General features: G+C 70.4%; 23 protein-coding genes and 2 pseudogenes. 9 read left to right on the top strand and 16 right to left on the bottom strand.

Going from position 1 to position 25360, the window contains the following annotated elements; translation table 11 throughout:
- The first annotated feature begins 25 nt into the window (after window positions 1-25).
- Both ACI3ET_RS06365 and fahA read left to right on the top strand, forming a co-directional pair.
- Entirely contained in the window at window positions 26-910 is an 885-nt protein-coding gene (locus ACI3ET_RS06365; protein WP_405032148.1) for a hypothetical protein, read from the top strand.
- 23 nt (window positions 911-933) lie between these two features.
- Window positions 934-2169, top strand: coding sequence for a fumarylacetoacetase (gene fahA, locus ACI3ET_RS06360; protein ID WP_405032147.1), 1236 nt, complete (start codon window positions 934-936; stop codon window positions 2167-2169).
- 6 nt (window positions 2170-2175) lie between these two features.
- Here fahA and ACI3ET_RS06355 read toward each other — a convergent pair whose 3' ends face one another.
- Both ACI3ET_RS06355 and hppD read right to left on the bottom strand, forming a co-directional pair.
- Entirely contained in the window at window positions 2176-3045 is an 870-nt protein-coding gene (locus ACI3ET_RS06355) for an RDD family protein (RefSeq protein ID WP_405032146.1), read from the bottom strand.
- A gap of 93 nt (window positions 3046-3138) precedes the next feature.
- Window positions 3139-4347 (bottom strand): 4-hydroxyphenylpyruvate dioxygenase, encoded by a 1209-nt coding sequence (gene hppD / locus ACI3ET_RS06350; RefSeq protein ID WP_405032144.1) that lies wholly within the window; start codon window positions 4345-4347, stop codon window positions 3139-3141.
- A 108-nt stretch (window positions 4348-4455) separates the two neighbouring features.
- Between hppD and ACI3ET_RS06345 the strand changes: the two genes are divergently transcribed.
- The gene (locus tag ACI3ET_RS06345; RefSeq protein ID WP_405032143.1) at window positions 4456-4923 is read left to right on the top strand and encodes an Lrp/AsnC family transcriptional regulator; all 468 of its coding nucleotides are present in this window, start codon (window positions 4456-4458) and stop codon (window positions 4921-4923) included.
- Between the two features lie 84 nt (window positions 4924-5007).
- Here ACI3ET_RS06345 and ACI3ET_RS06340 read toward each other — a convergent pair whose 3' ends face one another.
- The 5 genes from ACI3ET_RS06340 to ACI3ET_RS06320 form a co-directional block, all read right to left on the bottom strand.
- Window positions 5008-6759 (bottom strand): DEAD/DEAH box helicase, encoded by a 1752-nt coding sequence (locus tag ACI3ET_RS06340; protein WP_405032142.1) that lies wholly within the window; start codon window positions 6757-6759, stop codon window positions 5008-5010.
- Between the two features lie 110 nt (window positions 6760-6869).
- Window positions 6870-7205, bottom strand: a complete 336-nt coding sequence (locus ACI3ET_RS06335; protein ID WP_405032141.1) for a DUF3039 domain-containing protein — start codon at window positions 7203-7205, stop codon at window positions 6870-6872.
- A 61-nt stretch (window positions 7206-7266) separates the two neighbouring features.
- Entirely contained in the window at window positions 7267-7836 is a 570-nt protein-coding gene (locus ACI3ET_RS06330) for a YqgE/AlgH family protein (protein ID WP_405032140.1), read from the bottom strand.
- Window positions 7829-8203 carry a VanZ family protein gene (locus ACI3ET_RS06325; RefSeq protein ID WP_405032139.1) on the bottom strand — a complete coding sequence of 125 codons (375 nt, stop codon included), beginning with the start codon at window positions 8201-8203 and terminating at the stop codon, window positions 7829-7831. The genes ACI3ET_RS06330 and ACI3ET_RS06325 overlap by 8 nt, the downstream gene beginning before the upstream one ends.
- Before the next feature lie 38 nt (window positions 8204-8241).
- Complete coding sequence (locus ACI3ET_RS06320) at window positions 8242-9660, bottom strand: NAD-dependent malic enzyme (RefSeq protein WP_405032138.1); 1419 nt, start codon at window positions 9658-9660, stop codon at window positions 8242-8244.
- Between the two features lie 61 nt (window positions 9661-9721).
- On the opposite strand from ACI3ET_RS06320, the gene trxA reads away from it, so the two are divergent.
- Window positions 9722-10093, top strand: coding sequence for a thioredoxin (trxA, locus tag ACI3ET_RS06315; RefSeq protein ID WP_405032137.1), 372 nt, complete (start codon window positions 9722-9724; stop codon window positions 10091-10093).
- Between the two features lie 105 nt (window positions 10094-10198).
- Here the strand turns inward: trxA and ACI3ET_RS06310 are convergent, their stop codons facing one another.
- From ACI3ET_RS06310 to ACI3ET_RS06300, 3 genes are all read right to left on the bottom strand, one after another.
- Window positions 10199-11431: an alkaline phosphatase PhoX gene (locus ACI3ET_RS06310; RefSeq protein WP_405032136.1), complete on the bottom strand. Its 1233-nt coding sequence runs from the start codon at window positions 11429-11431 to the stop codon at window positions 10199-10201.
- Between the two features lie 413 nt (window positions 11432-11844).
- Complete coding sequence (locus ACI3ET_RS06305; RefSeq protein ID WP_405032135.1) at window positions 11845-14214, bottom strand: cell wall-binding repeat-containing protein; 2370 nt, start codon at window positions 14212-14214, stop codon at window positions 11845-11847.
- A gap of 1037 nt (window positions 14215-15251) precedes the next feature.
- Window positions 15252-15671: a hypothetical protein gene (locus tag ACI3ET_RS06300; RefSeq protein WP_405032134.1), complete on the bottom strand. Its 420-nt coding sequence runs from the start codon at window positions 15669-15671 to the stop codon at window positions 15252-15254.
- A gap of 866 nt (window positions 15672-16537) precedes the next feature.
- Here ACI3ET_RS06300 and ACI3ET_RS06295 point away from each other — a divergent pair.
- Both ACI3ET_RS06295 and ACI3ET_RS06290 read left to right on the top strand, forming a co-directional pair.
- The gene (locus tag ACI3ET_RS06295; protein ID WP_405032133.1) at window positions 16538-19153 is read left to right on the top strand and encodes a cell wall-binding repeat-containing protein; all 2616 of its coding nucleotides are present in this window, start codon (window positions 16538-16540) and stop codon (window positions 19151-19153) included.
- Between the two features lie 657 nt (window positions 19154-19810).
- Window positions 19811-19942 (top strand): annotated as a pseudogene (locus ACI3ET_RS06290) (IS5/IS1182 family transposase); the annotation flags it as partial.
- A 474-nt stretch (window positions 19943-20416) separates the two neighbouring features.
- Here the strand turns inward: ACI3ET_RS06290 and ACI3ET_RS06285 are convergent.
- The 3 genes from ACI3ET_RS06285 to ACI3ET_RS06275 form a co-directional block, all read right to left on the bottom strand.
- Window positions 20417-20611, bottom strand: coding sequence for a hypothetical protein (locus tag ACI3ET_RS06285; protein ID WP_405032132.1), 195 nt, complete (start codon window positions 20609-20611; stop codon window positions 20417-20419).
- A 91-nt stretch (window positions 20612-20702) separates the two neighbouring features.
- On the bottom strand, window positions 20703-20990 hold the full coding sequence (locus ACI3ET_RS06280) for a hypothetical protein (protein WP_405032131.1): 288 nt from the start codon (window positions 20988-20990) through the stop codon (window positions 20703-20705).
- The gene (locus tag ACI3ET_RS06275) at window positions 20980-21534 is read right to left on the bottom strand and encodes a DUF2231 domain-containing protein (protein ID WP_405032130.1); all 555 of its coding nucleotides are present in this window, start codon (window positions 21532-21534) and stop codon (window positions 20980-20982) included. Before ACI3ET_RS06275 ends, ACI3ET_RS06280 begins: the two co-directional genes overlap by 11 nt.
- 634 nt (window positions 21535-22168) lie before the next feature.
- Between ACI3ET_RS06275 and ACI3ET_RS06270 the strand changes: the two genes are divergently transcribed.
- On the top strand, window positions 22169-22423 hold the full coding sequence (locus ACI3ET_RS06270; protein ID WP_405032129.1) for an FMN-binding protein: 255 nt from the start codon (window positions 22169-22171) through the stop codon (window positions 22421-22423).
- Window positions 22424-22824: 401 nt separating this feature from the next.
- Here the strand turns inward: ACI3ET_RS06270 and ACI3ET_RS06265 are convergent, their stop codons facing one another.
- Window positions 22825-23055, bottom strand: coding sequence for a HepT-like ribonuclease domain-containing protein (locus ACI3ET_RS06265; protein ID WP_405032128.1), 231 nt, complete (start codon window positions 23053-23055; stop codon window positions 22825-22827).
- 94 nt (window positions 23056-23149) lie between these two features.
- A complete protein-coding gene (locus ACI3ET_RS06260; protein ID WP_405032226.1) occupies window positions 23150-23365 on the bottom strand; it encodes a nucleotidyltransferase domain-containing protein in 216 nt (71 codons plus the stop codon).
- Window positions 23366-23505: 140 nt separating this feature from the next.
- Here ACI3ET_RS06260 and ACI3ET_RS06255 point away from each other — a divergent pair, with 140 nt between their 5' ends.
- Both ACI3ET_RS06255 and ACI3ET_RS06250 read left to right on the top strand, forming a co-directional pair.
- On the top strand, window positions 23506-23814 hold the full coding sequence (locus ACI3ET_RS06255) for a transposase (RefSeq protein ID WP_405032127.1): 309 nt from the start codon (window positions 23506-23508) through the stop codon (window positions 23812-23814).
- A 206-nt stretch (window positions 23815-24020) separates the two neighbouring features.
- Window positions 24021-25064 carry an IS110 family RNA-guided transposase gene (locus tag ACI3ET_RS06250; RefSeq protein WP_405032126.1) on the top strand — a complete coding sequence of 348 codons (1044 nt, stop codon included), beginning with the start codon at window positions 24021-24023 and terminating at the stop codon, window positions 25062-25064.
- Between the two features lie 23 nt (window positions 25065-25087).
- Here ACI3ET_RS06250 and ACI3ET_RS06245 read toward each other — a convergent pair.
- Window positions 25088-25360 (bottom strand): annotated as a pseudogene (locus tag ACI3ET_RS06245) (transposase); the annotation flags it as partial.

The following is a 25360-nucleotide window of genomic DNA, read 5'->3' as shown; positions in this document are numbered from 1 at the left end:
TGCACCCTGCAGTAGCGTGCCGGGCATGTCAACGACGCCTGCGGCCAGAACGCTGTTCGCGCGGTGGATCGACGACGCGGCGGTGTTCCCGCCGGACTGTCTGCCGATGGCGCAGGCCTGGCACGAGCACCGCGGGCACCTGCTCAGCGGGTATGGCGACCTGCTGGGACCCCTGCTCGTCGGCGCCTCCGGCGCCACCTCCCTGGTCGACGTCGCCGCGGCGGCCCACGACCGCGAGGCCGAGGAGCCACGAGCCGTCGCCGTGGGTGTGATCGCCCGACCCGGGACACCGGTGGAGGACCTCGTCGCGGCCGTGTCCCTGCTGCGAGCGTCGGCCCACGTGCGGGTGGCCTCGGTGGAGGTGGCCCACGACGACGACGGTCGGTGGACCCGTGCGCTCGAGCTGGGCGTGCCCGTGGCCGTCGAGGTGCCCCGGGAGACCGACGCCCGGGAACCGGCGCTGGATGCCGTGGCGGAGGCGGCAACCGCCGGTGGACCGGGCCTGACGGTCAAGCTGCGCACCCAGTCGACCCCCGTCGCCCCCGTGCCCACCGTCGCCGAGGTCACGGCGCTCATGGTCGGTGCCCGTGATCGCGGGCTGCCGTTCAAGCTGACCGGCGGCCTGCACCGCGCGGTGGCGCACACGGCCGCGCTGCCCGACGGGTCGACCGAGGACCAGCACGGAGCCCTCAACGTGCTGGTAGCCACGCACCACCTCGAGGAGGGAGCGACCCGCGAGGTGCTCGAGGAGGTGCTCGCGCTCCGCGACGGCGACCTCCTCGCAACGGCCGCGCGGAGTCTCGACGGTGCCCAGGCTGCCGCGGTGCGGACCCGGTTCGTCTCCTTCGGCTGCTGCGGCGTCACCGACCCGATCTCCGACCTCGCCGCGCTGGGCCTCCTGCCCGCGTGACCGCATACCCGAAGGAGCCCGCTGTGCCGAACTCCCCCGCCCCCTCGCCCCACGAGCTGCCCCCGGACCATCCCTTCGGGCTGCACCACCTCCCCTACGGGGCCGTCAGCCGGACCGGCGCGGGCGGCCCGGACATCCGCCTCGCGGTGCGCGTCGGTGACCACGCCCTCGATCTGGCGCTCGCGGCGCACGGCACGCCGTGGGCGGAGGTCCTGGCAGGCCCGACGCTCAACGCTCTCCTCGACCTGGGACCCCAGTCGTGGGCCGACCTGCGCTCCTGGCTGCAGCGGACCCTGTCCGACCCCCAGGACCACGCCGGTCTGGCGCAGCACCTGACGCCGGTCGAGGAGCTCACCCTCCACCTGCCTGTCCGCGTCGCCGACTACGTCGACTTCTACGCCAGCGAGCACCACGCGACCAACGTCGGGAGGATCTTCCGACCGGACGGCGCCGCCCTCACCCCCAACTGGAAGCACCTGCCGATCGGCTACCACGGTCGCTCCTCCACGGTCGTGGTCAGCGGGACGGACGTCGTGCGTCCCTGCGGCCAGCGCAAGGCACCGGCCGACCCGACCCCCACCTTCGGTCCGAGCGTGCGGCTCGACATCGAGGCCGAGCTGGCCTTCGTCGTCGGCGGCGGCACCGCCCTCGGCTCCCGGGTGCCGGTCGAGCACGCCGACGAGCACCTCTTCGGGGTGGCGCTGTTCAACGACTGGTCGGCGCGGGACATCCAGGCCTGGGAGTACGTCCCGCTCGGCCCGTTCCTGGGCAAGTCCTTCGCGTCGTCGATGGCCGGGTGGATCACGCCGATGGCCGCCCTGGACGCGGCGCGCGTGCCGCTCCCCGTCCAGGACCCGGAGCCGCTGGCCTACCTGCGGGGCGACGGCAGCTCCCTCTACGGGCTCGACCTGACCATGGAGGTGCGGATCAACGGCACCGTCGTCTCCCGACCGCCCTACCGCACGATGTACTGGTCGCCGGTGCAGATGCTCGCGCACCTGACCGTCAACGGGGCCCGGCTGAGCAGCGGGGACCTCTTCGCCTCCGGCACCACCTCGGGCCCCGACCGCGACTCGAGCGGCAGCCTGCTGGAGCTGACGTGGAGCGGCGCCGAGCCGCTGCGGCTCGACGACGGCACGACCCGCACCTTCCTCGAGGACGGCGACACGGTGACCATCACCGCGACCGCGCCCGGTCCTGACGGGGCGGTCGTGCGGCTGGCAGAGGTGGCCGGCACCGTCGCGCCGGCCACCTGCTGAGCAGGGTCAGCGGGCGCGGACCACGTTGGTCTTGGCGGCCTTGTCGTGGATGGCCTGCTTCTTGCCGTCCCACAGCGGCCACAGCACGTTGACCAGCGAGAAGAGGCTGAGGAAGCTGAGCGCGGTGCTCACCCCGCTGACGATGCCGGGACCCTGGTAGATCAGCCCGCGCACGGCCGAGGTCCCCCACGACACCTTGCCCGGCTGGTCCCGCAGCCGCACCTGCAGACCGGTGATCAGCTTGCCGACGGTGCCCCCGAAGACCGTGACCATGACGATCTCGTAGACCAGCCCCGCCATCCCCGAGGCCAGCGAGAAGGTGGTGAGCCCGCGCGTGATCTCCGCCGGCATCGGAGCCATGGGGTCGCTCATCGTCGTCACGTAGTCGAGGTAGGCGCCCCAGAGGTTGGGCGTCACGAGCGCCCCCACCAGCAGGCCGAGGGGGACGAGCACGATCAGGTCGAGCAGGCGGGCGGCGACCCGGTGCCACCACGAGGCCAGCGGCTGACCGTCGGGGGTCGTCGGGCCGGTCGGCTGCGGCATCTGGTAGCCACCCGGCATGGGGGTCTGCCACTGCCCCTGGTTCGGCTGCTGCCCCTGCTGACCGTAGGGGTTGTTGGGCTGGCCGTAGCCCAGCTGGCCGTAGCCCTGCTCCTGCTGGCCGTAGGGACCCTGCTGGCCGTAGCTCTGCCCCCCCTGCTGCCCACCGTCCTGCTGACCCGGCGCCGCGCCCCACGGGGACTGGCTGGCCTGGCCGGCCTGCTCCAGGTTCGGCTTCTGCTTGGGGCTGGTGTGGTTGGTCCACTGCACCCCGTCCCAGTAGCGGAGGTTGTCGGCGTTCTCCGGGTCGTCGTACCACCCTGCTTGTTGACTCATGGGTCCAAGCCTGCCACGCGCCAGCCACCACGACCGACCGGCCACCCACAGGTCAGGAACCTGGGAGTGGCCGGTCGCGTCGCGGGAGACGGTTCAGAGGTTGCCGCGTCGCTCCTGCTCGCGCTCGATCGCCTCGAAGAGGGCCTTGAAGTTGCCCTTGCCGAAGCCGAGCGAGCCGTGACGCTCGATCAGCTCGAAGAACACCGTCGGGCGGTCCTGCACCGGACGGGTGAAGATCTGGAGGAGGTAGCCGTCCTCGTCACGGTCGACCAGGATGCCCCTGGACTGCAGCTCGTCGATCGTCACCCGCACCTCGCCGATCCGGCGGCGCAGCTCCGGGTCCTCGTAGTAGGAGTCGGGGGTCTCGAGGAACTCGATCCCGTTGGCGCGCAGGTGGTCCACGGTCGAGAGGATGTCGTTGGTGGCCAGCGCCAGGTGCTGGGCCCCAGGGCCGCGGTAGAACTCCAGGTACTCGTCGATCTGGCTCTTCCGCTTGGCGACCGCTGGCTCGTTGAGCGGGAACTTCACGCGGTGGTTGCCGTTGGCCACGACCTTGGACATCAGCGCGGAGTAGTCGGTGGCGATGTCGTCACCGATGAACTCGGCCATGTTCACGAAGCCCATGACCTTGTTGTAGAACTCCACCCACCTGTCCATCTTGCCCAGCTCGACGTTGCCGACGATGTGGTCCAGCGCCTGGAACAGCCGCTTCGGCTCCCCCTCGCGCTTGACGTAGGTGGAGGACCGCTCGACGTAGCCGGGGAGGTAGGGACCGGTGTAGTCCTTGCGCTGGACGAGGGTGTGGCGCGTCTCGCCGTAGGTCGCGATCGCGGCGACGCGCACGGTGCCGTGCTCGTCCGTGAGGTCCTCGGGCTCCTGCAGGATCGTGGCGCCGATGCTTCGCGCGTGCTCGATGCACCGGTCGACGTCCGGCACCTCCAGGGAGATGTCGACGACACCGTCGCCGTGCTGGCGGACGTGGTCGTGGAGCGGACTCTCGGGGTCCACCCCACCCTTGATCACGAACCGGATGGAGCCGGACCTCAGCACGAACGCCTTGTGGTCACGGTTGCCGTTCTCGGGACCCGAGTAGCCGATCAGCTCCATGCCGAAGGCGGACTCGTAGAAGTGCGCGGCCTGCGTCGCGTTGCCCACCACGAAGTGGATGGCGTCCCAGCCGGTCACGGGGAAGACGTCGGTGGACTCGTCGTAGGGCACGAGCCCGACGAGCTGCTTGAGCTGGTCGAGCTCGAGGTGGGCCTCGCGCTCCTGGTCGGTCAGTCGGACGGCGGTGTCAGTCATGTCCCCGAGCGTGGCCGAGGGAGGTATGCCGTGCAAGCACGCCCTGACGGGGTAGGCAGCATGCACACATTGACCTGCGGATGGCGCCTGGTGCTGCACACTGTGTCCATGACCAGGAGCCCTGCGATCGACGACCTGGACGCCCGGCTGCTGGCCCTCCTGGCGCAGGAGCCGCAGATCGGCGTCCTCGGGGCCTCCCGCCGGTTGGGGGTGGCCAGGGGAACCGTGCAGAGCCGCCTCGACAAGCTGCTCTCCCGGGGCGTGATCCGTAGCTTCGCCCCGCACCTGGACACGACCGCGCTCGGCTACCCCGTCACGGCATACACCACCCTGGAGGTGCACCAGGGCACCGGGGACGGGCAGGTGATGGAGCACCTGCGGACCGTCCCGGAGGTCCTCGAGGCGCACACGATCACGGGGTCCGGCGACGTCATGGTGCGGGTCGTGGCGCGCGACAACGCCGACCTGCAGCGGGTCATCGACCAGATCGACGCCCACGGGCTGGTGGCGCGCTCGGCCACCGTGATCTGCCTGTCGACGCCGATCCCCTACCGGACCTCACCCCTGCTGCGCTGAGCGCTCCGCAAGGCATCACGCCGGTCGGTCTCCCGCTCCCCCGGGCGAGCCAGCGGGCCCCGAGGTCTCCGGTTCGTGGCTCTTCTACGTCCGGCCGACGAACCAGCGTCGGATGAGTGCGATCCGTTCTCTGACCTGGTCGGAGCTCGCGGTCGCGAGCTCCGACCCGCCACACGTGCGACGCAGCTCGGCGTGCACCGACGCGTGCGGCTGGCCCTTCTTCAGGGCGTAGGCCGAGACCAGCTTGTTGAGCTCCTTGCGGTGCTCCGCCAGCGCCCGGTGGGCCGAGACCGCCTCCGCCCGCTCCTTGCCGCCACCGCGTCCGACCTGCTTCTTCTGACGCTCGCGCAGGACGTGGGCGACCTGGTCCGGTTCGAGCAGCCCGGGCAGGCCGAGGAACTCCTCCTCGTCCTGCGACCCGGGCAGGCCGCCGAGCCCGAACTGCTCGGCGTCGAAGAGCACGTGGTCGAACTCGGCCGCCGAGTGCAGCGCCTCGAAGGACCCTTCCAGCTCGCCCGAGGCCGACTCCTCGGCGTTGGCGGCGGCCAGCAGCCCCTCCTCGTCCGACCACAGCTGGTCGTCGTCGTCCGAGGTCTCCCTGGCGAGCGCGTGGTCGCGCTCGATCTCCATCGAGCCGGCGTGCCCGAGCAGCAGGGCCACGTTGGGCAGGAAGATCGAGGCCGTCTCGCCCCGCCGCCGGGCGCGCACGAAACGGCCGATCGCCTGCGCGAAGAACAGGGGCGTGGAGGTGGCGGTCGCGTAGACGCCGACCGCCAACCGCGGCACGTCGACACCCTCGGAGACCATGCGCACCGCGACCATCCACCGCGCGTCGCTCTGGGCGAACTCCTCGATCCGCGCCGAGGCGCCCACATCGTCGGAGAGCACGACGATCGGCCTCTCCCCCGACACGGCCTCGAGCTGACGGGCGTAGGCACGCGCGGAGGTCTGGTCGGTGGCGATCACCAGGCCCCCGGCGTCCTCGACGTGCCGGCGCACCTCGGACAGCCGCTTGTCAGCCGCGGACAGGACGGCGGGCACCCAGTCCCCCGCCGGGTCCAGCGCGGTGCGCCACGCCTGCTTGGTGACGTCCTTGGTCAGCTGCTCGCCCAGCCTGGCCTCGAGCTCGTCACCCACCCGGGTGCGCCACCGCATGGTGCCGCCGTAGGAGAGGAACAGCACGGGACGCACGACCCCGTCCCGCAGCGCCTCGGCATACCCGTAGGTGTAGTCGGCGGAGGAGCGCAGCACCCCCTCGCTGTCCATCTCGTAGCGGACGAACGGGATCGCCGCGGTGTCGGAGCGGAAGGGGGTGCCGGTGAGGGAGAGCCGGCGGGCGGCCGGCTCGAAGGCGTCGCGGATGGCCTCGCCCCAGGACAGGGCATCGCCGCCGTGGTGGACCTCGTCCAGGATGACCAGGGTGCGGGCCGCCTCGGTGCGGGCCCGGTGCAGCAGCGGCTTGCTGGCGACCCCCGCGTAGGTGACCGCGATGCCGTCGAAGTCGCTGCCGTGCCGTCCCTGGGCGTTGGCGAACCGGGGGTCGATGCGGATGCCGACCTTGGCCGCAGCCTCCGCCCACTGGGTCTTGAGGTGCTCGGTCGGGGCGACCACGGTCACGCGGGTCACCTCGCCGCGGTCGAGCAGCTCCGTCGCCACCCGCAGCGCGAACGTCGTCTTCCCGGCCCCGGGCGTGGCGACGGCGAGGAAGTCGCGGGGGCGCGCGGTCAGGTACTGCTGCAGGGCGTCGGCCTGCCAGGCACGCAGCTTGCCAGCGGTCCCCCAGGCCGCGCGCTCCGGGTAGGCGGGGGGCAGGTGGGAGGCGGCAGAGGTCGACATGGCCCGCCTAGTTTAGGTCGTCCGCGGACCCGACTCACCCGACACCGACGCGCCCGGGACACCAGGACGGTCGTGGTATGCGGTGCGCGTGGGCCGCGCCACCGGGCGGCTCAGCCCTCGCCGCCGCCCTTGTCGCCGCCGCCGTCCTGCGGTGCCCGCAGACCGGCGTAGATCTCCTTGCACATCGGGCAGACCGGGAACTTCTGGGGGTCGCGGCCGGGCACCCACACCTTGCCGCACAGGGCGATCACCGGGTTGCCGGACATGGCGCTCTCCAGGATCTTCTCCTTGCGGACGTAGTGGGAGAAGCGTTCGTGGTCGCCCGGCTCCGACAGGTCCGGGCTGACGCTGGTGTCCGTGCGCTCGAGCAGGGCCGTCTGGGTGGACGGGCCGCTCGGGGCCTCGGGCGCGTCGAGGGGCTGGTCGGACATGCGCTCGGTCGACATGAGGCCAGTGTAGGTCGGCGTCGTGGTCCGACGCCCCTGTCTCCCCTCGTCGAGCTGTCTTCTAGTTGAGCTCGGGGCTGTCGGTCCAGGTGGTCACCAGCGAGAGGGTCGACCGCTGACGCAGGAGCACCTCGCGCCAGAGACCGTCGGTATCAGCGTGGAACGGATCGCCCGCCTCTCGGGGCACGACGTACCAGGCCCCCTGCGCGACCTCGGCGTCGAGCTGACCGCCGGTCCACCCGGCGTACCCGATGAAGACCCGGAACGCCCCGAGCTCGGGGACGACGAGCGGTGCGGGAGCGTCGAGATCGAGCAGCCCGATGCCGCCGAAGAGCACCTGCGTGCCCAGCGGCGGGTCGTCGACGTCGTGACCGGGCAGGCTCACCAGACCCATCGCGGTGTCCATCCCGACCGGCCCCCCCTGGAACAGCACACCCGGCTCGGTGACGAACGGCTGCCACTGCGGCAGGACTGCGTCGACGCTGGCCTCCAGCGGTTGGTTGAGCACCAGCCCGTGGGCGCCGTCCTCGTCGTGGTGGAGGACGAGGACCACGGAGCGTTCGAAGGCACCGCCCGTGAGAGGGGTGGCCACCAGCAGCCTGCCGGTCGTCCAGTCCATGTCCTCACCCACGTCCGTGACCTCCGTCCTCCCCCATCATGGCGGACCGGCGCGTGCGCGCGCGACGGAGCCACTCCACCACCCCGACGCCGACGGCAAGACCGAGCAGGTCGGCGACGGTGTCGAGGACGTCCGGGTGCCGCAGGGACGCCAGCCAGCCCTGGAGCGGCTCGCTGACCAGGGCGTGCAGGACCAGCACGCCGACGATCCACCGGGCACCGAGCCACCAGGCCAGGGCCGCCGGCACGGCGAAGCCCACGAGGTGGTTGATCTTGTCGAGGCGGGTCAGGCTCTCCGGCCCCGGGACGGTGCCGGAGTAGAGGCCGACGACCTGCACGACGAGCGAGACCAGGAGCGCGCACCAGACGAGGAGGCGCACGGGGTCGACACCCAGCCGGTCGCGCTCCGGCTGGTCGGTCAGGACCCTGCTCCAGCGTGGCGCGAACGGGCCGCCGCCTCGACCGCCGCGGCGACCGCCTTGGTGGCCTCGGGGTTGAAGACGCTGGGGATGATGTAGGTCGGGTTGAGCTCGTCCGGGGCGACGACGTCAGCCAGGGCGCTCGCCGCAGCCATCAGCATCTCGTCGTCGATGTGGTCGCTGGCCGCGTCCAGGAGCCCTCGGAACACGCCGGGGAAGACCAGCACGTTGTTGATCTGGTTGGCGAAGTCGCTGCGGCCGGTGGCCACGACCGTGGCGTGCCTGCCCGCCTCGACCGGGTCCACCTCGGGCACCGGGTTGGCCATCGCGAAGACGATCGCGTCCTCGTTCATCTGCGCGATGTCGTCGCCGGTGAGGATGTTGCCGGCCGAGACCCCGATGAAGACGTCGGCGCCGACCAGGGCTTCCTTGAGCGTGCCCGTCTCCATGGCCAGGTTGGTCTGGCTGGCGATCCAGGCGAGGTTTCCGTTGCTGCCGCTCCTGACGTCGGGGCGGCGGGAGTGGATGACGCCGTCGATGTCGGCGACGACGAGGTCGGTCGCCCCGGCACGCAGGAGCAGCCGGATGATCGCCGAGCCCGCCGCGCCCGCACCGGACATGACGATCTTGACGTCGCCGATCTCCTTGCCCACGACGCGCAGGGCGTTCTTGAGGGCGGCGAGCGCCACGATCGCGGTGCCGTGCTGGTCGTCGTGGAAGACCGGGATGTCGAGCTCCTCGCGCAGGCGGGCCTCGATCTGGAAGCACCGCGGCGCGGAGATGTCCTCGAGGTTGATGCCGGCGAAGCCTGGCGCCAGGGCCTTGACGATGCGCACGATCTCGTCGGCGTCGTGCGCGTCGAGGCAGATCGGGAAGGCGTCGATGTCGGCGAACCGCTTGAAGAGGGCAGCCTTGCCCTCCATCACCGGGAGGGCCGCCAGCGGGCCGATGTCGCCCAGCCCCAGGACGGCCGACCCGTCGGTGACGACCGCGACGGTGTTGCGCTTGATCGTCAGGCTGCGCGCGTCGGCCGGGTTCTCCGCGATGGCCTGGCAGATCTTGGCCACGCCGGGGGTGTAGACGAGCGAGAGGTCGTCACGGTTGCGGATCGGCAGCTTGGACCTCACCTCGAGCTTCCCGCCGAGGTGGGCCAGGAAGGTCCGGTCGCTGACCCGCCCGATCTCGACCCCGCCGACGCCGGCGATGGCCTCGACGACCTCCGCCGCGTGCTCCGTGCCGTGGGTCGCGATGGTCAGGTCGGCCCGCAGCCGCTCGGTGCCCGACTCGCTGATGTCGACCGCGGTGACCATCCCGCCCACGTCTGCGACGGCGGTCGTGATCTCGCTGACCGCGGTCACGCGAGCGGGCAGCTCGAGACGGACGGTGATGGAGTTGGAGACGGAGGGCACGGGACTCATGGGGCACCATTCTCGTGCATCCGTCGGAATGCGCTGCACCCCCACCTGCGTTGAGACCGACATGAGCACTGTGAACCTGACCGCCGACACCTTCGAGGCTGCCGTCACCGACAACGACATCGTCCTGGTCGACTGGTGGGCCGAGTGGTGCGGACCGTGCAAGATGTTCGGCCCCGTCTTCGAGAAGGCCTCCGTGCAGCACGCGGACGTCGTCTTCGGCAAGGTCGACACCGAGGACCAGCAGGGGCTGGCCTCCGGCGCCGGGATCACCTCGATCCCGACGCTCATGGCCTTCAAGGAGGGCGTGCTCGTCTTCCGCCAGGCCGGTGCCCTCCCCTCGCGCGACCTCGAGTCCGTGATCTCGCAGATCAAGGCGCTCGACATGGCCGACGTGCGGGCCAAGATGGCCGAGCAGCAGGCCCAGAAGGCCTGAGCCGCGCCCGCACCGCATACCTCCCCCTCCGGGGACGTCCCGGACCGGACGCAGGCAGGGCCCCGGCACCCACGTGGGTGCCGGGGCCCTGCGGTGCGGCAAGGGTCAGCGCGAGCTGATCTTCCAGGTGCCGTCGGCCAGCGCCTTGGTGGGGTGCTGGACGTTGAAGTACAGCGTCTTCGGGTCCTGGCCGAAGTAGATGCCGGAGATCTCCGCTCCGGGGTCCTTGGCAGACGCGAAGAGCTCGACCGAGTCGGCCTCTCCGTCGTGGTCCTTGTCGCGGCCGGCCACCCAGATGTCGCTGGGCACGTTGTCCTCGACGATCCACAGGCGGCCGTCGGGGCCCTTGGCCAGGTTGTCGGGGCCGTTGAAACCGGTGACCCCTGCGTCGCGGTCCTCGGCCGGGACGTTGTCGCCGGCGTGCACGAAGCTGGAGAGGACCTCCTTCTTCAGGTCGATCTCGACCACGCGGTCCTCGGAGGTGTTGGCGACGTAGAGCTTCTGGCCGATCACCTCGACGTCCTCGGGCCGACCGAACTCGGTGGCGGCGACCGCGTCGGCGGCAACGTCGGCGTCGATGACGACCTGGTCCATGTCGAGCGCGACCCACTCGAAGGCACCGACCTTGTCCTCGTAGGTGCTCTGGCCCCACTTCTGCTCGTCGTCGGTGAGACCGGTGAGCTTGAGCGCGTAGAGCTGACCGTCGGAGAGGTCGCCGCGCTTGGTGGGCTCGAACTTGAAGATCGACCCGCCGTTGAACTCGTCGATGACGAAGACGGCCTGGTTGGTCGCGCCGATCCCCTCGTGGCGCAGGAGGCCGAGCTCGGGGCGCTCGACCCACCGCATCGGTGCGAACGGGTCCTTGGCGTCGAAGTAGCCCTCGAAGAGCCGGCCGCCCTTGGTCTCCTCGGCGAACAGCACGGTGCCCCAGGGGGTCCAGTCGATCCCGTCCAGGCGGTGGAACCCCTCATCCTGGGCGACGACCTCGGTCCGGCCGGTCTTCAGGTCCACGACGGAGACCGCACCGTTGTCGCCGACCTCGTGGGTGCGGATCAGGTAGCGGCCGGCGCGGGGCCCGGTCTCGTTCTGCACGTTCATGTCGGTCAGGTCGTCGACCCCGCCGCCGTAGATGTCCCGGACGGTCTCGTCGGAGACGAGCTGCTGGGTGAAGCCCTCGGGGGCGACCAGCGGGACGTCCCAGTCGGCGGTCTGCGCGTCGTACGCCGAGTCCGGGATGGGCTCGAAAGCCATCGGGCCGTTCGCGGCGACGGCGGAGCCGGCCAGGCCGACGACCAGGGCACCGGCCGCGGCGCCGGTGAAGAAGATGCGCTTGTTCATGGTTCCTCCGATTGGATGGGGAGTGGCGTCGTCACAGTCGCGGGGCCAGGTGAACACCGCCCCCAGTCCCCGTGACATCCGCCCGACCCCCAGGCGAACTCCGCACGGTCGGCCGTCCAGGGCCGCGACAACCCTGTGACACGTCGAGCGCCAGAACCGGCCTACGTCTGCGCACCCGTGCCCTGCGGAGCACGGCGGACACCGACACCGCGAGGACGGTCACGATCGACCACGTGGCGGGGGTGGCGGTGGCGGTGGCGGTGGCGGTGTGGCGGTGGCGGTGCGCCATCCCGACCGGGTGGCCGTGGCAGGGCACCACGGGACCACGGTCCGCACGTGCGTGCCCGAGGACCCCGAGCCCATGGGCGGGACCGAGCCACCGTGATCATCACCAGGGCCGACCGGCCCCAGGCTCAGCGCAGAAAGGGACGCAGCCGCTCCATCGTGGTGTCGGTGATGGTGGTGGGGCCTCCGAGCACGAAGATCTGTCCCGGCGCCTGCCGTTTCAGCGCGGCAGCCGTGGCACTGCGCACGCTGGTGTTGGAGGTCAGGATGACCGGCACGCCCCGGCTGCCGGCCAGTGCCGCGCCGACGAGCGCGTCCGGGAAGCCCTGGGCGGAGGCGATGTAGGCGGGAGACCGTCCAGCGGGGAACTCGGCGGCCACCCGCTCCATCGTGGCGTAGCGGTCATCCCCGGCCAGTCGCCGCACCGTGCCTGTCCGGGTGTAGCGGGCGGCCTCCTGGGCCACCGTCTCGGCCACGGCGTCGGTCCCCCCGAGCACGACCACCTCGCGGGCCCCGAGGCGCTCCAGCTGACGGACCGTGGCGGCGTCCATCTGCCCGTGGCGGGTCAGGAGGAGCGGTGCCTGCTGGTCCGCGGCCAGCGCCGCGCCGGCAAGGGCGTCGGGGAAGGTCTCCCCGCTGGCCAGATAGACCCGGTCGCCGCCGGCGGGGTAGAACGAGGCCATCGCAGCGGCCGTGCCGTAGCGGCTCGTGTCGGCGACGCGCTGGAGGGCACCGGTCGTGGTCAGCCGGGCAAGCCGGTCCGCGGCCGGGGTCGACACCGCCATGGGGCCCCCCACCACCACGACCCGCTGGGGACGCAGCCGCTCCATCGCCTCCACGGTCACCCGGGGTACCTCGTCCGGGCGGGTGAGCAGCACCGGCGCGTCGTAGACGCCCGCGCGTGCGGCGGCGGTGAGGGCATCGGGGAAGTCCTGGCCGCTGACCACGTACACCACTCCGACCCCCGGGGACCAGGACCGGGCAGCCTCGGCCGCCGTTGCGTAGCGGTCCCCACCGGCGATCCGGGACAGGGGCTGCGCAGGGGGCGTGGGTTCGACCTCCTGGTGGATCGTGAAGTAGTTGGAGGACAGTCCGGTGACGAAGGTGGGCCACGAGCGTGCAAGCGACAGCCCGTCCCCGGTGGCGTAGGCCCAGGTGTACGCACCTGCGGCCGTGTATCCCTCGACCCTGGCCTCGAGCACCCGGCCGCCCCAGCTGCCGTCTCCGTCCCGGCGCAGGATCTGCACCCGCTCGAGCCGGTGGATGCCGTAGCGCTGCTCCAGCGAGGACACCGGGAGGTGGGCGGTCCACGAGTGGCGCGGGTTGATGGCGACCGCGTCGTAGGGATCGGGCTGGGCCCGCAGGTAGCCGTGGCCGGCGTCACCCCGTGCGGTGTGACCCCCGGTCGAGGAGGAGTACATCGTCGTGGCCAGGGCCCGACCGGTGCCGAACGGGTAGGTGAGCACCTGCCCGTCGGTGGCGCCCACGGCCGAGGTGGTGCTGGCGTGCTCGTAGGCGGTGATGGTGCCGTCGGCCCTGCGCGCCCCGGCTCCGCGGTACGCCTGGCAGGCGGTGGTGTCGCAGGTGTCGTAGTAGCTGGTGCCGTTGCTGCCCCGCAGCGCGTAGGTGCGCGCGGCGACCGCCTGCGACCGCAACGCCTCGGTGTGGAAGGAGGTGGGCATCTCGGCCATCACGACCGAGCGCAGGTAGTGCTGCATGGGGAGGTGGTTCACCGTCGACAGGCTGGTGCTCCCCCGGTGGGTCGCGGTCAGCGCACCGCGGTAGACCCGGGCAGTCCCGCCGGGCAGGACGAGGTCGACGGTCCCCTCGGAGGGCGACGAGAAGGTCACCGGGCACGCCTGGGGCATCGCCGCGGGCCAGACCGTCTGCCAGCTCCCCTGGGCGGTGTGGCCCTCCATCCGGCAGGACCCCTGAGTGCTGCCGGTGGCGAGCACCCGCCACTGGGTGTAGCCAGGGGGCAGCGCGTAGGTCGACCCGCCCGGGGTGCTGCTGGCCACGAGGCCCGGCCGGTGCACGACCTGGGTGACCCCGTCGTTGTCGATGGTGAGGCCGATCCGGACGGGACCGGTGGAACGCGCCTCCAGCGTGGTGCCCGGGTAGTAGAACGCCAGGATCTCCGCGTGGGACAGGCCGGCCTTGCCCGCGCCGTCGGCGCCGTACTGCGACATGCCGATGCCGTGCCCGAACCCGCCGCCGGTGACGTCGTAGACCCCGTCCGCTGGCCGAGGAAAGACCTCGGCGCCGGGCTGCGGGGCCGGGAGGCCGTCCACCTCGGCCTCGACGACGGCGGTCGGCCCCGTGATGAGGTCGCTGTCGTGCTCCACCCAGCCGAAGCGCTGGTCCACGTCGTGCACAGGTGCTTGCAGGTCGACCACCGGCCCGGAGGTCGATGTGCCCTCCTGCGGGTCTGCGACCGCCAGGGTCGAGGTCAGGGCGACCGCCAGGGCGGACAACAGCGCGATGAGGGGACGGCGCACGGGGAACTCTCCTTGCAAGGGTCTGGGACCGGACCAGCATGCGGTCATGGTGCACGTGTGACAAGAGGGGAACGTGATCACATACGGAACTGTGACCTCCCCCACCGCGGGCACGGTGTCTCCTGCCGTCGACCTCACGACGGTCGCGGGACGTCTTCGGCGCAGACGCAGCGAACGGACATTGCGAGCTCTTGCCCTGGCCTTTACGAAGTCGTGATCTCTCCCCTAGGCTGACGGGTCTATCCTGGCTGGGTCCGGGGAGACGCAGGAGACGCGATGCAGAGTTGCATGGTGCCCGGGTGCCGGGCCGAGGGCACGCACCAGTACGGCGGGACCTTGCTCTGCAGCATGTGCGCTGCCGAGGTGGAGGCCGAGCACGGATGAGCCGGCGCTGAGCTCCTTCGGCCCAGCAGGCCCGCCGCAGACGGGGTCCTTTCTACCGAGCACCCGCGGAAGCGGTCCGCCCCGACGTGCGCTGGCACGACCTTCGCCACACGGGGGCAGGGCTCGCGGCGCAGGCCGGTGCGACCGGTCGAACGCATGGGCGGCCCCGGCCACTCATGTCCCCAGCCGGCACTCCGGCATCGGCACGTTGCTGGAGGCCGAGACGGCACAGAGCTGATCCCACCTGAGTGGGTCAAGACGGGACGCCGCGGGGGTCGTTGCCTGACCCGTTGCTGGATGCCCACCTCGCGTTCGTGGCGGCGCGCTCGCGACCGAACACTGTGCCGTGGACGTGGTTCGACCTGAAGGTCTTCTTCACCGTGGTCGCCAGGCTGGTTGACCAGGTCGCCCCGGTCGACCTGCTCGGCTTCATCGCCCAACGGGCAGGGTTGCCGAGCCGGCCCCAGCGTCGACCGCGCAGATGGTGCCGGGGTGCGCGCAGAAGGCGGCAGCAGCCGTCGCTCCCGTCGACCGGGTGGTCAGCACCAGAGGCCGGCCCGCAACCACCACGTCCTCGGCAGTCACTCCATACGGTCCAGCGATTCACGACCTCTTGGTGGCTTCAGGCGCCGCAGGTCGCATGGCTCGCACATCTAGATGTATTGCGCGGCGGTGGAGGAAATGTGAATCACCGCAAAAAGTGTCGACGGAATGAGAGACGGGTAGTTCTTCAAGTATAGTCCAACGCAGACGAAATAGACAGAGGGCAGGACCGCCATCATCAGGAGGAGCACCTGTGTGATCGGCGCGGTGAAGTACCACACCCACAGCAACAGGTACCCGGTTAGGCACACGAGGCCCACCGCACCCGTGACCACTTTGTTCGCGGTCGATTGTTTCCGCGTGCTCACGACCAGGATGAGTACGGCAATCATCAGCGCCTGGCACACGGTGCCAACCACTTCGACAAACGGGAGACCGGAGTCGTTCGCAAATAGACTGGACGGGACGGGCGGGAGGATAATCCAGAGGATGTTCGGAATTACCGGCAGGAGAGAGGCGAAGAGCCCCACACGGGAAAACCCGAGCCTATAATTCTCCGTGAAGTGGGTTGTCCGCCGGCTAGGGTTCGAATGACTCGGCATGCCTGAGTATGGCAGTTACGCGGCGAGCGCACCCTGCCATCTAGAAGAGGGGCGGACCGCGCGCGGGCTCCTGGGGCCCTACCTCGTGGGTCTCCACACCTCCGCCAACGGAGACCCAGGCTTCCGTCGCAACCCGCATGGGAAGGGGCCTTCTGGCCGCCACGCTCATCAGCGTGGAGGAGGGCCACGCTCATCCGACACACACGATGGCAAGGTGCTGCGGTGGTCGTGACTCTTCGTGTGACTGGCGCCCTGCCGCGTTGTCCTTTCAAAGGTCGCAGCGGCCGCCAGGGCGCTTCACCTGGAAACGGCCCGGGCCGGTTCTGACCTGTCGATGCCTGGCCGATGCAGGGCCCGGTGCATGTCCCATCTGGCCCGGTCCGGACGGTCTGCGGTCGCTCATAGTGGCCCTTTTCCGCGTTCGGAGCGGGCGTTTTCGCTACCATTTTTTCTGGAGACTCGGACGCGGCTACGCCATCTCAGTCAAGAGACGCGTCACCACGTCCTGAACCAGATTTACGCTACGTTCGGGCGACGTTTCTGGACGAGCGCAGCTATCTGGTAGATCTGCTTCTGCTCCGACTCGTCGGCCTCCGGGACTGCCCTCGCACCATACCCACCCCGTCGTCGTCAGGACCCGGGCCTTCTGGTGGATCTCATGACCAATTTGCAGGGAGTGGGCGCGGAAGTTCACGAAATCAGTCTTGCTCACGTGACGTTTGGCGAGGTAGGGTCCACGGCATGAGCCGGACATCGGCGCGTGCAATCCCTTGTGAGACCGACAAAGGAGTACTGTGAAACCCACGACGCGCAGGATGCGGCGCTCGACCGCCGCACTGGCGACACTGGCGCTCGCCGGAGGCGGGCTGGCCGCTCAGACCCTCTCATCGACTGCCCTTCCCGCCTCGCCCGCACCCGAGTCCCTTGCCGCGCAGGGGGTACCCACGGTCGACCGCATCGCCGGACCAGACCGCTACGCCACTGCTGCGGCCCTGGCGATGGAGTACGGCTTCGACGTCGAGACCGTTTTCGTCGCTGCCGGGGAGGACTTTCCGGACGCGCTGGCGGCCAGGACCCCTGACGGAGCCTCGGCGACGCTGCTGACCCAGAAGGACCACCTGCCGGCCGTCACGCGCGCCGCGCTGGAGCATCTGCAGGCCGACCGCATCGTCGTCGTCGGTGGCACGGAGTCGGTGTCCGACGCCGTGCTGGCAGCGTTGGGCGCCTACGGGGAGGTGAGCCGGATCGCGGGTGACAACCGCTACGCGACGGCAGCCAAGCTGGCACAGGAGTTCCCGGCCAACCCCGAGGTGCTGTTCCTGGCCACCGGTGAGGACTTTCCGGACGCCCTGGCCGCCGGGGCCGTCGCCACCATGCTGGATGCACCCATCCTCCTGACGCGGGGTGACCACCTTCCCGGGGCGACCGCACGGGCCCTGATCACGCTGGACCCCGACCGCATCGTCGTGCTGGGCCAGGACGGAGCCATCAGCGACGAGGTCGTCGACATCGTCGACAACGTCGCCCCGGTGGAGCGGGTCGGCGGGGCCAACCGCTACGAGACCGCCGCTCTGCTCGCCGACCAGTACCCCGTCGACGTGCCGAACGTCTTCGTCGCCACCGGGACCGAGTTCCCCGACGCTCTGACCGCGTCGGCCCTCGCCGGCTACCAGGAGGTTCCGATCCTGCTGGCGAAGCAGACCAGCATCCCGAGCGCGACCTGGAGCGCCCTTGACGAGCTGTCCCCCCAGCTCGTCACCCTGGTCGGCGGCGAGTCAGCCCTGGGTCAGCCGGTCGAGGACGCGCTCAACGCGTCCTTCCCGGACTGGTACGACAGCCTGCACGTGCAGCTGTTGTCCTTCAACGACTTCCACGGACGGCTGGAGGCGGAGTCGGGCCTGGCGATCGACGGCCAGGTCGTGGGCGGCGTGGAGTACCTGGCCGCCAACCTGGATGCACGACGCCAGACCTACCTCGCGGACCAGAGCCTCACGGTGGCGGCAGGTGACCTCATCGGTGGGTCGACCTTCCTCTCCGGCCTGTTCCACGACGAGCCCACCGTCGAGGCCCTCGAGGGCCTGGGGCTCGACGTCAGCAGCGTCGGCAACCACGAGTTCGACGAGGGCACCGACGAGCTGCTGCGGATGCAGAACGGCGGATGCCACCCGGTCGACGGCTGCTACTTCCCCGAGGCCCCGTACGACGGGGCGGACTTCCCCTGGCTGGCCGCCAACGTCATCAAGAAGTCCGACGGACAGCCGCTGCTCCCCGGGACTGAGGTGCGTGAGATCGCCGGCCAGCAGGTCGGCTTCATCGGCATGACCCTCGAGGAGACCCCGACGTTGGTCAGCCCCGGCGGGGTGAGCACCGTCGAGTTCCGGGACGAGGTCGAGACCGCCAACGCCGCTGCGGCGGCTCTGCAGTCGCAGGGTGTCGAGAGCATCGTGGTGCTGCTGCACGAGGGCGGCTTCCAGGCCGGCACCTACGACGGGTGCGAGGGCATCTCGGGCCCGGTGGTGGAGATCCACGACGGCCTCGACCCGGCGATCGACATGGTTGTCAGCGGCCACACCCACCAGGCCTACGTCTGCCAGCTGGCGGACCCGGCGGGTGAGCCGCGCATGCTGACCAGCGCTGCGTCCTACGGCCGGCTCATCACCGACACCGATCTGGTGATCAGTCGCTCCACCGGGGATGTCGTGCGCAGCGCCGTGGACTCGGAGAACGTGCTCGTGTCCCGTGACCTCGCCCCGGACCCGACCATGACCGAGGTGCTGAACAAGTGGAGCCCGCTCGCCGACCAGCTGGCCTTGCAGGTCGTGGGAGAGGCGAGCGAGCCCATCACCGGCGACGCGAACGGTGACCGGGGTATCGAGACGCCGATGGCCAACCTCGTCGCCGACTCCATCCTGTGGGGAACACAGGGTGAGGACGGCGGGAACGCCCAGATCTCCTTCATGAACGTCGGTGGCGTGCGCGCCTCGCTGGACGCGGGTGACATCACCTACGAGGAGGCCTACGCCGTCGCCCCCTTCGGCAACCTGCTGGTCACCGTCACGCTGACGGGCGAACAGATCAAGGCGGCCTTGGAGCAGCAGTACATCCCCGAGCGCGGCCGTCCGACGCTGGCGCTGGGCGTGTCCGAAGGCTTCAGCTACACGTGGGACGACAGCCAGCCTCAGGGGAGCCGTGTCTCGACCATGGAGCTGAACGGCGTACCGCTGGCGATGGCCACCGGGTACCGCGTCTCGATGTACAACTTCCTCCAGGAGGGCGGGGACATGTTCACCGCGTTCACCGCGGGCACCGACCTCACTGGCGGTCCGGAGGACCTGGCCAATCTGGTCAACTACTTCCAGACCGTGTCGCCGGTCTCCTCCCCCGGGAGCGATCGCGTCGACGGGCTGTGATGTCGGCAGGCTGACCTGACCCTTTCCAGGGGCGAGGGCCGCGATCCGCTCACTGCGGATCGCGGCCCTTGCTGCTGCGCCGCCGATGACCCCCGAGGTAAGCCTCACCTCAGGATGAGTTCCCCTGCAGTGGTGGGGTTTGGGGGGCGGCCTGCTCTGACGTGAGGGGGGGCATCGGCGGGATGCTCGGTGTGTACCGGCAAGCCCTCACCAGAGGTGATCGCACCGACGACCCTTCCCCAGGCTGCGGTGTCCGACCTGCTGGATGCACTTCGCGCCGATGAGGGCGTGGGTGTTGTCCGCGAGCCGGGGCGGATCGTGCTGCAGGAGCCGATCGAGACCGAGGCCGCGCGGGTGATCGCCGCGAGGCGACCTTGTCCCCCGGGGCGGCGGCGCCGGTAATCCCCCAGGGAGACGAAGTAGGGATAGCAGCAAGGTATGTCAACGGCGGCTGAATAGTGACCGGGGTTCGACGGGGCGGTCGCCAGCGACCGTAGCGACACACCTCCCTGGAGTCGGAGGTCGCGAGGTCATTTTCTCGTCGTGTGAAGAAGGGCCGGAGCGGCATCCGCTGTCGGCGACGGTTGCGCGGTTCGTGCAGCTGCGAGCCAGGGCGGACCATCTCGGCCGCGGCCCGTGAGGTGGGTGGCCGGCTGACCACGGCCTACCCGCGAGGCGGTCCTGGCGTGCCAGGCCTACTCCGCCCGCGCGCACCGGGCCCTGCTGCGCGCACGAGGGATCAAGTCCGTCATCCCCGAGCCTTCGGACCAGGGTCCCAACCGCTCCCGCGACGAGGCAGGATCCTATACCTGCGCCTCCAGCACGAGGCCCCAAGTTGGGGACTCTCGGTCCGGACTTGACCGGCACAACGACGAACCGGTGCCTGACTGTGTAGGTCGCAGGGCTTGAGGGGAGTGCCCGCACCTCCAGCCACGTCTCTCATGCTGTTCGAGTTGTCGCACGTCAGCCCCCACATCCCGCGGAACGTCGCGGTCTCTACGTGTCAACGGCCACGTCGATCAGCGGTCAGGGTTCAACCGTCGCCGAAAGCCCGTCTTCCTTGACTCAGTCGGTCGCGGCAGCCTCAGGACTGGTGACGGGTCCGGCGGACGTGGCGGAGGTGCTCGGGTCGGTGGCCGTGGCCGGGGGTGGGCCCCTCCGTGACGGGACTCCTCGAGGGTCGTCCTCAGCGGACAGACGGGCTGCAGCGGCATGCCCGGCGTCGAGCGCACCTCGTAGCCTCGTAGCCCTGGTGTCCTGCTATCAGGTCGACCGCGGCGTCCCAGCCACGATCGCCGCGGTGGCCAGGGCGCCCGTTGTCATGGGTACGACGCCGAGCAGTCCGCCGGTGACGGGGTCCTCGACCCCGGTCCACCACACCCGACCAGGGGTGACCGTTCCCAGTGCCACGTCGCCGCCGGCGGTGGGGCACACGTCCACCCCGGGGATCTTCGTCAACGTGTCGAGGGGCCGCTGCGCCGCTCATCCCTTGACGACGCCGGACGGGTCGAGTCTGGACCTCCTCTCTGGCCTGGGAGGTGCACCGAGATCAGGCCGGCCGTATCGGCGCGGGCACGATCCGCGCGCCGCAGTACCTCTGCCGCGCCGCGGGGTCGGCGTCGGCGTCGGCGAGCAGCCCCCTGTCGATACGGCTGACGTCACTCTCGACGCGGTGGGTGCTGAAGATCCGGTCGGCCGCGACCAGGTCTGTGTGAACCTGGCCGACCAGCTCGGCCGTCCGGGAGCTGCGTGCACCCGGTCCGTGCAGGTGGATGCCGAAGGGCAGCCCCATGACGTGCACGACGTGGACGGCGGTCTCGATGACCTCAGTCGTCATCCTCATCCCCACCCTCGCCGGAGGGTGCAGGGACGTCGTCCCAGGAGGCCTGGGCGCCGCTGTGCCCGATGAGGACGGTCTGCACCACGGTGCCCCCCACCCCCGCCGTCACCAGCAGCAGAGTTACCACGGTCGCGAGGAGCCCACCGGCGCGCCGGCGGCCGGGTCCCCCCTCCCCTGCCGCAGCGGAGGTGCCCGCGGGGTTGGACGGGCGTCGAGCGGCCAGACGGTCGCGCACCTGCAGGGCAACAGCGGCCAGCAGCAGCACGACCACCCAGACCAGGAGCCCCTCGCCCAGCTCGGCGTGCCGCTCCACCAGCGCACTGTCACCGACGCGCTCCTCCAGAGACTCCCCCGAGGACGTGGACAGCGGAACGAGGGCGATGGACGCGGCCGACAGCGCGAGCGGCAACCAACCCGCCCACCGCCGGAACCGAGGCCACAGTGCAGCCAGGAGGACCGTGAACGCTGCGGTGGGCACCGCCACGACGGTGGCGTGGACGACCAGCGGGTGGATCGGGAGTCCGGCGATGGTGTCGAGCATGGCTGCTCCTGAGGGTGCGAGAAGGTCCGACGGACGGGCGTCCGGTCAGCCTCAGCATGCCGGGGCATTCTTGGAGCAGTCTCAGAGGGGTGGGAGGGTGAGTCCCTGTGGGACAGCGGCAGCCGCAGGGTGAAGGCGGCGCCTACGTGCTGTGCGTGCCACGGACAGGTCCCCACCATGGGTCCGCGCCACCTCTTCCACCAGGGACAGTCCCCGCCCGAACCGGCTGCCGTCACCCGTCGCGGTCCCGCGGGCACAGCTCGCGTAGCACCGCCAGGTCCTCCGGTTCCCTCCCTTCCCCGGAGTCCTGGACGACGAGCCGCACCGCCTGGTCACACCCAACCGCAGGGTCGGCGACGACCTCGAGCAGGACCTCGTGCCGGGATGCCCGAGGCGCCGGACGTTGTCCACCAGGGCGGTCAACGCCCGACGAGCACTCCGACGGCTGCCGCCCCGCTGCGCCGAGGACGACGGATGCCACGACGCTGTCCGGACCCGTGCTCGTGCAGCTCCAAGAGGCCCTCCCGACCCCATGCCCACCGACCCGCCACACGGCGGCGAGACCCCTCCACCACGGAACCTCCCACTCTCCCGCGCACACACTCGCCTTCCCACGACGGTCGACGGCGCCGTCGTGGTCACCCGGTACGGCGACGTCCAGGTGCAGGTCACCGTGCAGGACGGTCGGCTGAAGGACGTCGTCTCCCTCCGGCTGACCGACGTCGACGGCACGTCGCGGTGGATCAGCGCGGGTGCAGCAGCAGTGCTGCGGCAGGAGGCGCTCGACGTGCAGTCCGCACAGATCGACTCCCTGAGCAGCGCGACCTACACCAGCGAGGCCTACGCGCAGTCGCTGCAGTCGACCCTAGACGCCGCAGGCGCCCGGTAGACACGACCGTCACCCGTGGTGGCGGATGAGCTTCACCGCGGCCCACCGCCAAGGACGCCACGCGTAGCAGGCGGGCAGCAGTGTGCCAGCCCCTGTCAGTGAGGGTTCTGAAACAGGCATGATCCTGTACCTACGCCGCCAGCACACGTGGGGGCAGGTGGCGGAATCTCCCCTTCACCTCCCTGACGAGCGGTTCTGTGCGCCCGATCTTCCCCGTGTCAGTCCTGTGTCAGGTTCGCGCGACCCCGTTCACCGACCGTGCTGGCCACGTCGAACCGCCCGGGCCACTGTGCCCGCCATCGCTGATCGCGTGACGCTCCCGGTGAGGCAGGGTTCCGCGGAGCACCCCGTGAGCCTGCACCGACGGGCCAGCCGCGGCATGGTCACGCATGCGCGATGCTTCAGAGCTGGCGGCGACGGTCGGCCAGCGGCCCGAGCTGGTTGTCGACGGTGTCGAGGATCAGCTCGGCGTCTACGCGGAAGTACTCGTGTACTCGTGCACGACGACGTTGCGCAGCCCTGCGATCGCTCCCCCACGGGACCTCTGGCTCACGATCGCGCGTCTCGCAGGGTAGCGCCCTGACCGCTTCACCGATCACGGCGACGTTGCGTAGCACGGCGTCGTAGGCCATCGCTCCGGACTTCTCGGAACCGAGATGCTGCGTTAGTTCTGGCAACGCTCGATCGAGTGCAGGATGTCGGCGAAACGCTCCTGCTCGGATCGGGTCACACCGGTACCGCATCGCTGAGTGCGATGCTCGACACCTCGTCGCGCAGAAGGGCCGCGGTGACCACATCGACCCGACGCCCCACAACCTCGCTGAGGTCCTCGCTGATTCCCGCCACGCGCAACAACGGGTTTCCTGCGTCGGGCAGCAGGTCCACGAGGAGGTCGAGGTCGCTGTCCGCGTTGACGTCACCGCGGGCAACCGAGCCGAACAGTCTCGGGTTCGTCGCACCGTAACGGTGGAGGATCTCGCCAAGGGCGTCACGATGCGCGGCCAGAGCCGCACGAAGAGCGGTTCAGTCTGAACCGCCCCGGGTTTGGTGGAGGGTCTTGATCTCTACGGGAGAGTGGAGTCATGCCTGCACCGAGGAAGTACAGCGAGGAGCTGCGTGAGCGTGCGGTCCGCACGGTGAACGAGACGATCAGGGAGAACCCGGGGATGCCGGTCAAACGCGCCTGCAACCAGGTGGGCGAGCAGCTGGGCATCTCGGGCGCGACGCTGCGGAACTGGGTCCGTGGCCCGAACCCGGCGGCAGGGTCGCCGGCGACGGCGCCCGATCCGCACGAGCGGCTCGTGGCGCTGGAGAAGGAGAACCGGGAGCTGCGCCGGGCGAATGCGATCTTGAGGTCGGCCTCGGCTTTCTTCGCGTCAATGCCACGCTGATGGTGTCCGGTCGGGTTCGCTCCTTTTTTCGCTGCTGCGACGGACCTCGTCGTTGGCTGCTCGTCCGATGTGCGGCCCGGCCGGACGCCCTGGCCGTCGGGCGTGGCGTGGCTTGATAGGAGCCTGCTCAGGGCTGGATTGAGGCGTGCCCGCCGCACTCGCCGACCAGGACGTCCATCCCAGTATCGAGCAGAAGGACCACGGCCATGGTGATGATCGGCACCGACTCCCACAAGCGCACCCACACCTTCGTCGCCGTCGACGATGTCGGCCGTCGCCTGGGTGAGTGCACCCTGCGAGCCAACACTGACGGGCACCTGCAGCTGCTGACCTGGGCGGCCCGCTTCGAGGAGGTGACCTTCGCCCTCGAGGACTGCCGTCACCTGACCAGACGGTTGGAGGGCGACCTGTTGCGCGCCGGGCAGCGCGTGGTACGGGTCCCGACCAGGTTGATGGCCGGGGCACGGCGCGGAGCGCGCACGCCGGGCAAGTCCGACCCGATCGACGCCGAGGCCGTCGCGGTCGCCGCGTTGCGTCACCCCGGCCTGCCGGTCGCCGAGCTCGACGGCCCTGCCCGGCAGGTCAAGCTGCTCTCGGACTACCGCCGTGACCTGGTCATGCAACGCACTCGCGCGTGCTGCCAGCTGCGCTGGCACCTCCACGAGCTGGACCCGGACCTGGCACTGCCGTCCCGCAGCCTGCGTCAGGCCAACACCCGGGCGCGCGTCCAGGACTTCCTCGACACGCAGGAGGGCACCGTCGCCCGCCTGGCGCGCAAGCTCGTGGCTCGGATCGCTGACCTGAGCGAGGAGATCAAGGACATCGAGAAGGAGCTGAAGGACCTCGTGCATGCCCAGGCCCCGACCCTGCTGTCGCTGCCCGGCTGCGGCGTGCTGTCGGCGGCCGTGATCATCGGCGAGACCGCCGGCGTCCACCGGTTCCGGGACAAGGACGCCTTCGCCCGCTTCACCGGCACCGCCCCCGTGCCGGTGTGGTCCGGCGCCTCGGCCGGAAAGGTCCGCCTCAACCGGGGCGGCAACCGACAGATGAACTACGCCCTCCACATGATCGCCATAACCCAGGCGCGCGGCGTCGGACCCGGCAAGGCCTACCTGGCCAAGGCCGAAGCTCGCGGGAAGGACCGTGTCGCCGCCCTCCGACTGCTGCGGAGACGACTCTCCGACGCCATCTACTCCGCGCTCAGAGCCGACCAGGTCCCGGCCTCCACGCACGTCCAGCAGGTTGCTTGAGTCCGTGCCTTGACATAGGAGCATCTCGATGAAGATCGCGGCGTACACCGGTTGCAGCGGCCTCGAGGACCAGGTCGCCATCTCCTCCAGTACCTTGTCGGTGATCCGCGAGACCGTGTCCTTGCAGATGCTGGCCCCGTACACCTCCTGGAAGTGCGCAGAGATCTCCCCGGTCGTCAGACCCTTGGCGAACAGGCTGATCGCGACCGCGTCCACGTCCGAGAGGCGTCGTTGTCGCTTCTTCACGATGACCGGCTCGAACGTGCCGGCCCGGTCCCGGGGCACAGCGATCGTGA

This window comes from Ornithinimicrobium jinqii (genome assembly GCF_045032595.1).
Classification (GTDB): domain Bacteria; phylum Actinomycetota; class Actinomycetes; order Actinomycetales; family Dermatophilaceae; genus Ornithinicoccus.
Note: the sequence above shows the minus strand (reverse complement) of the source record. Positions and strands in the feature narration are given on the sequence as shown.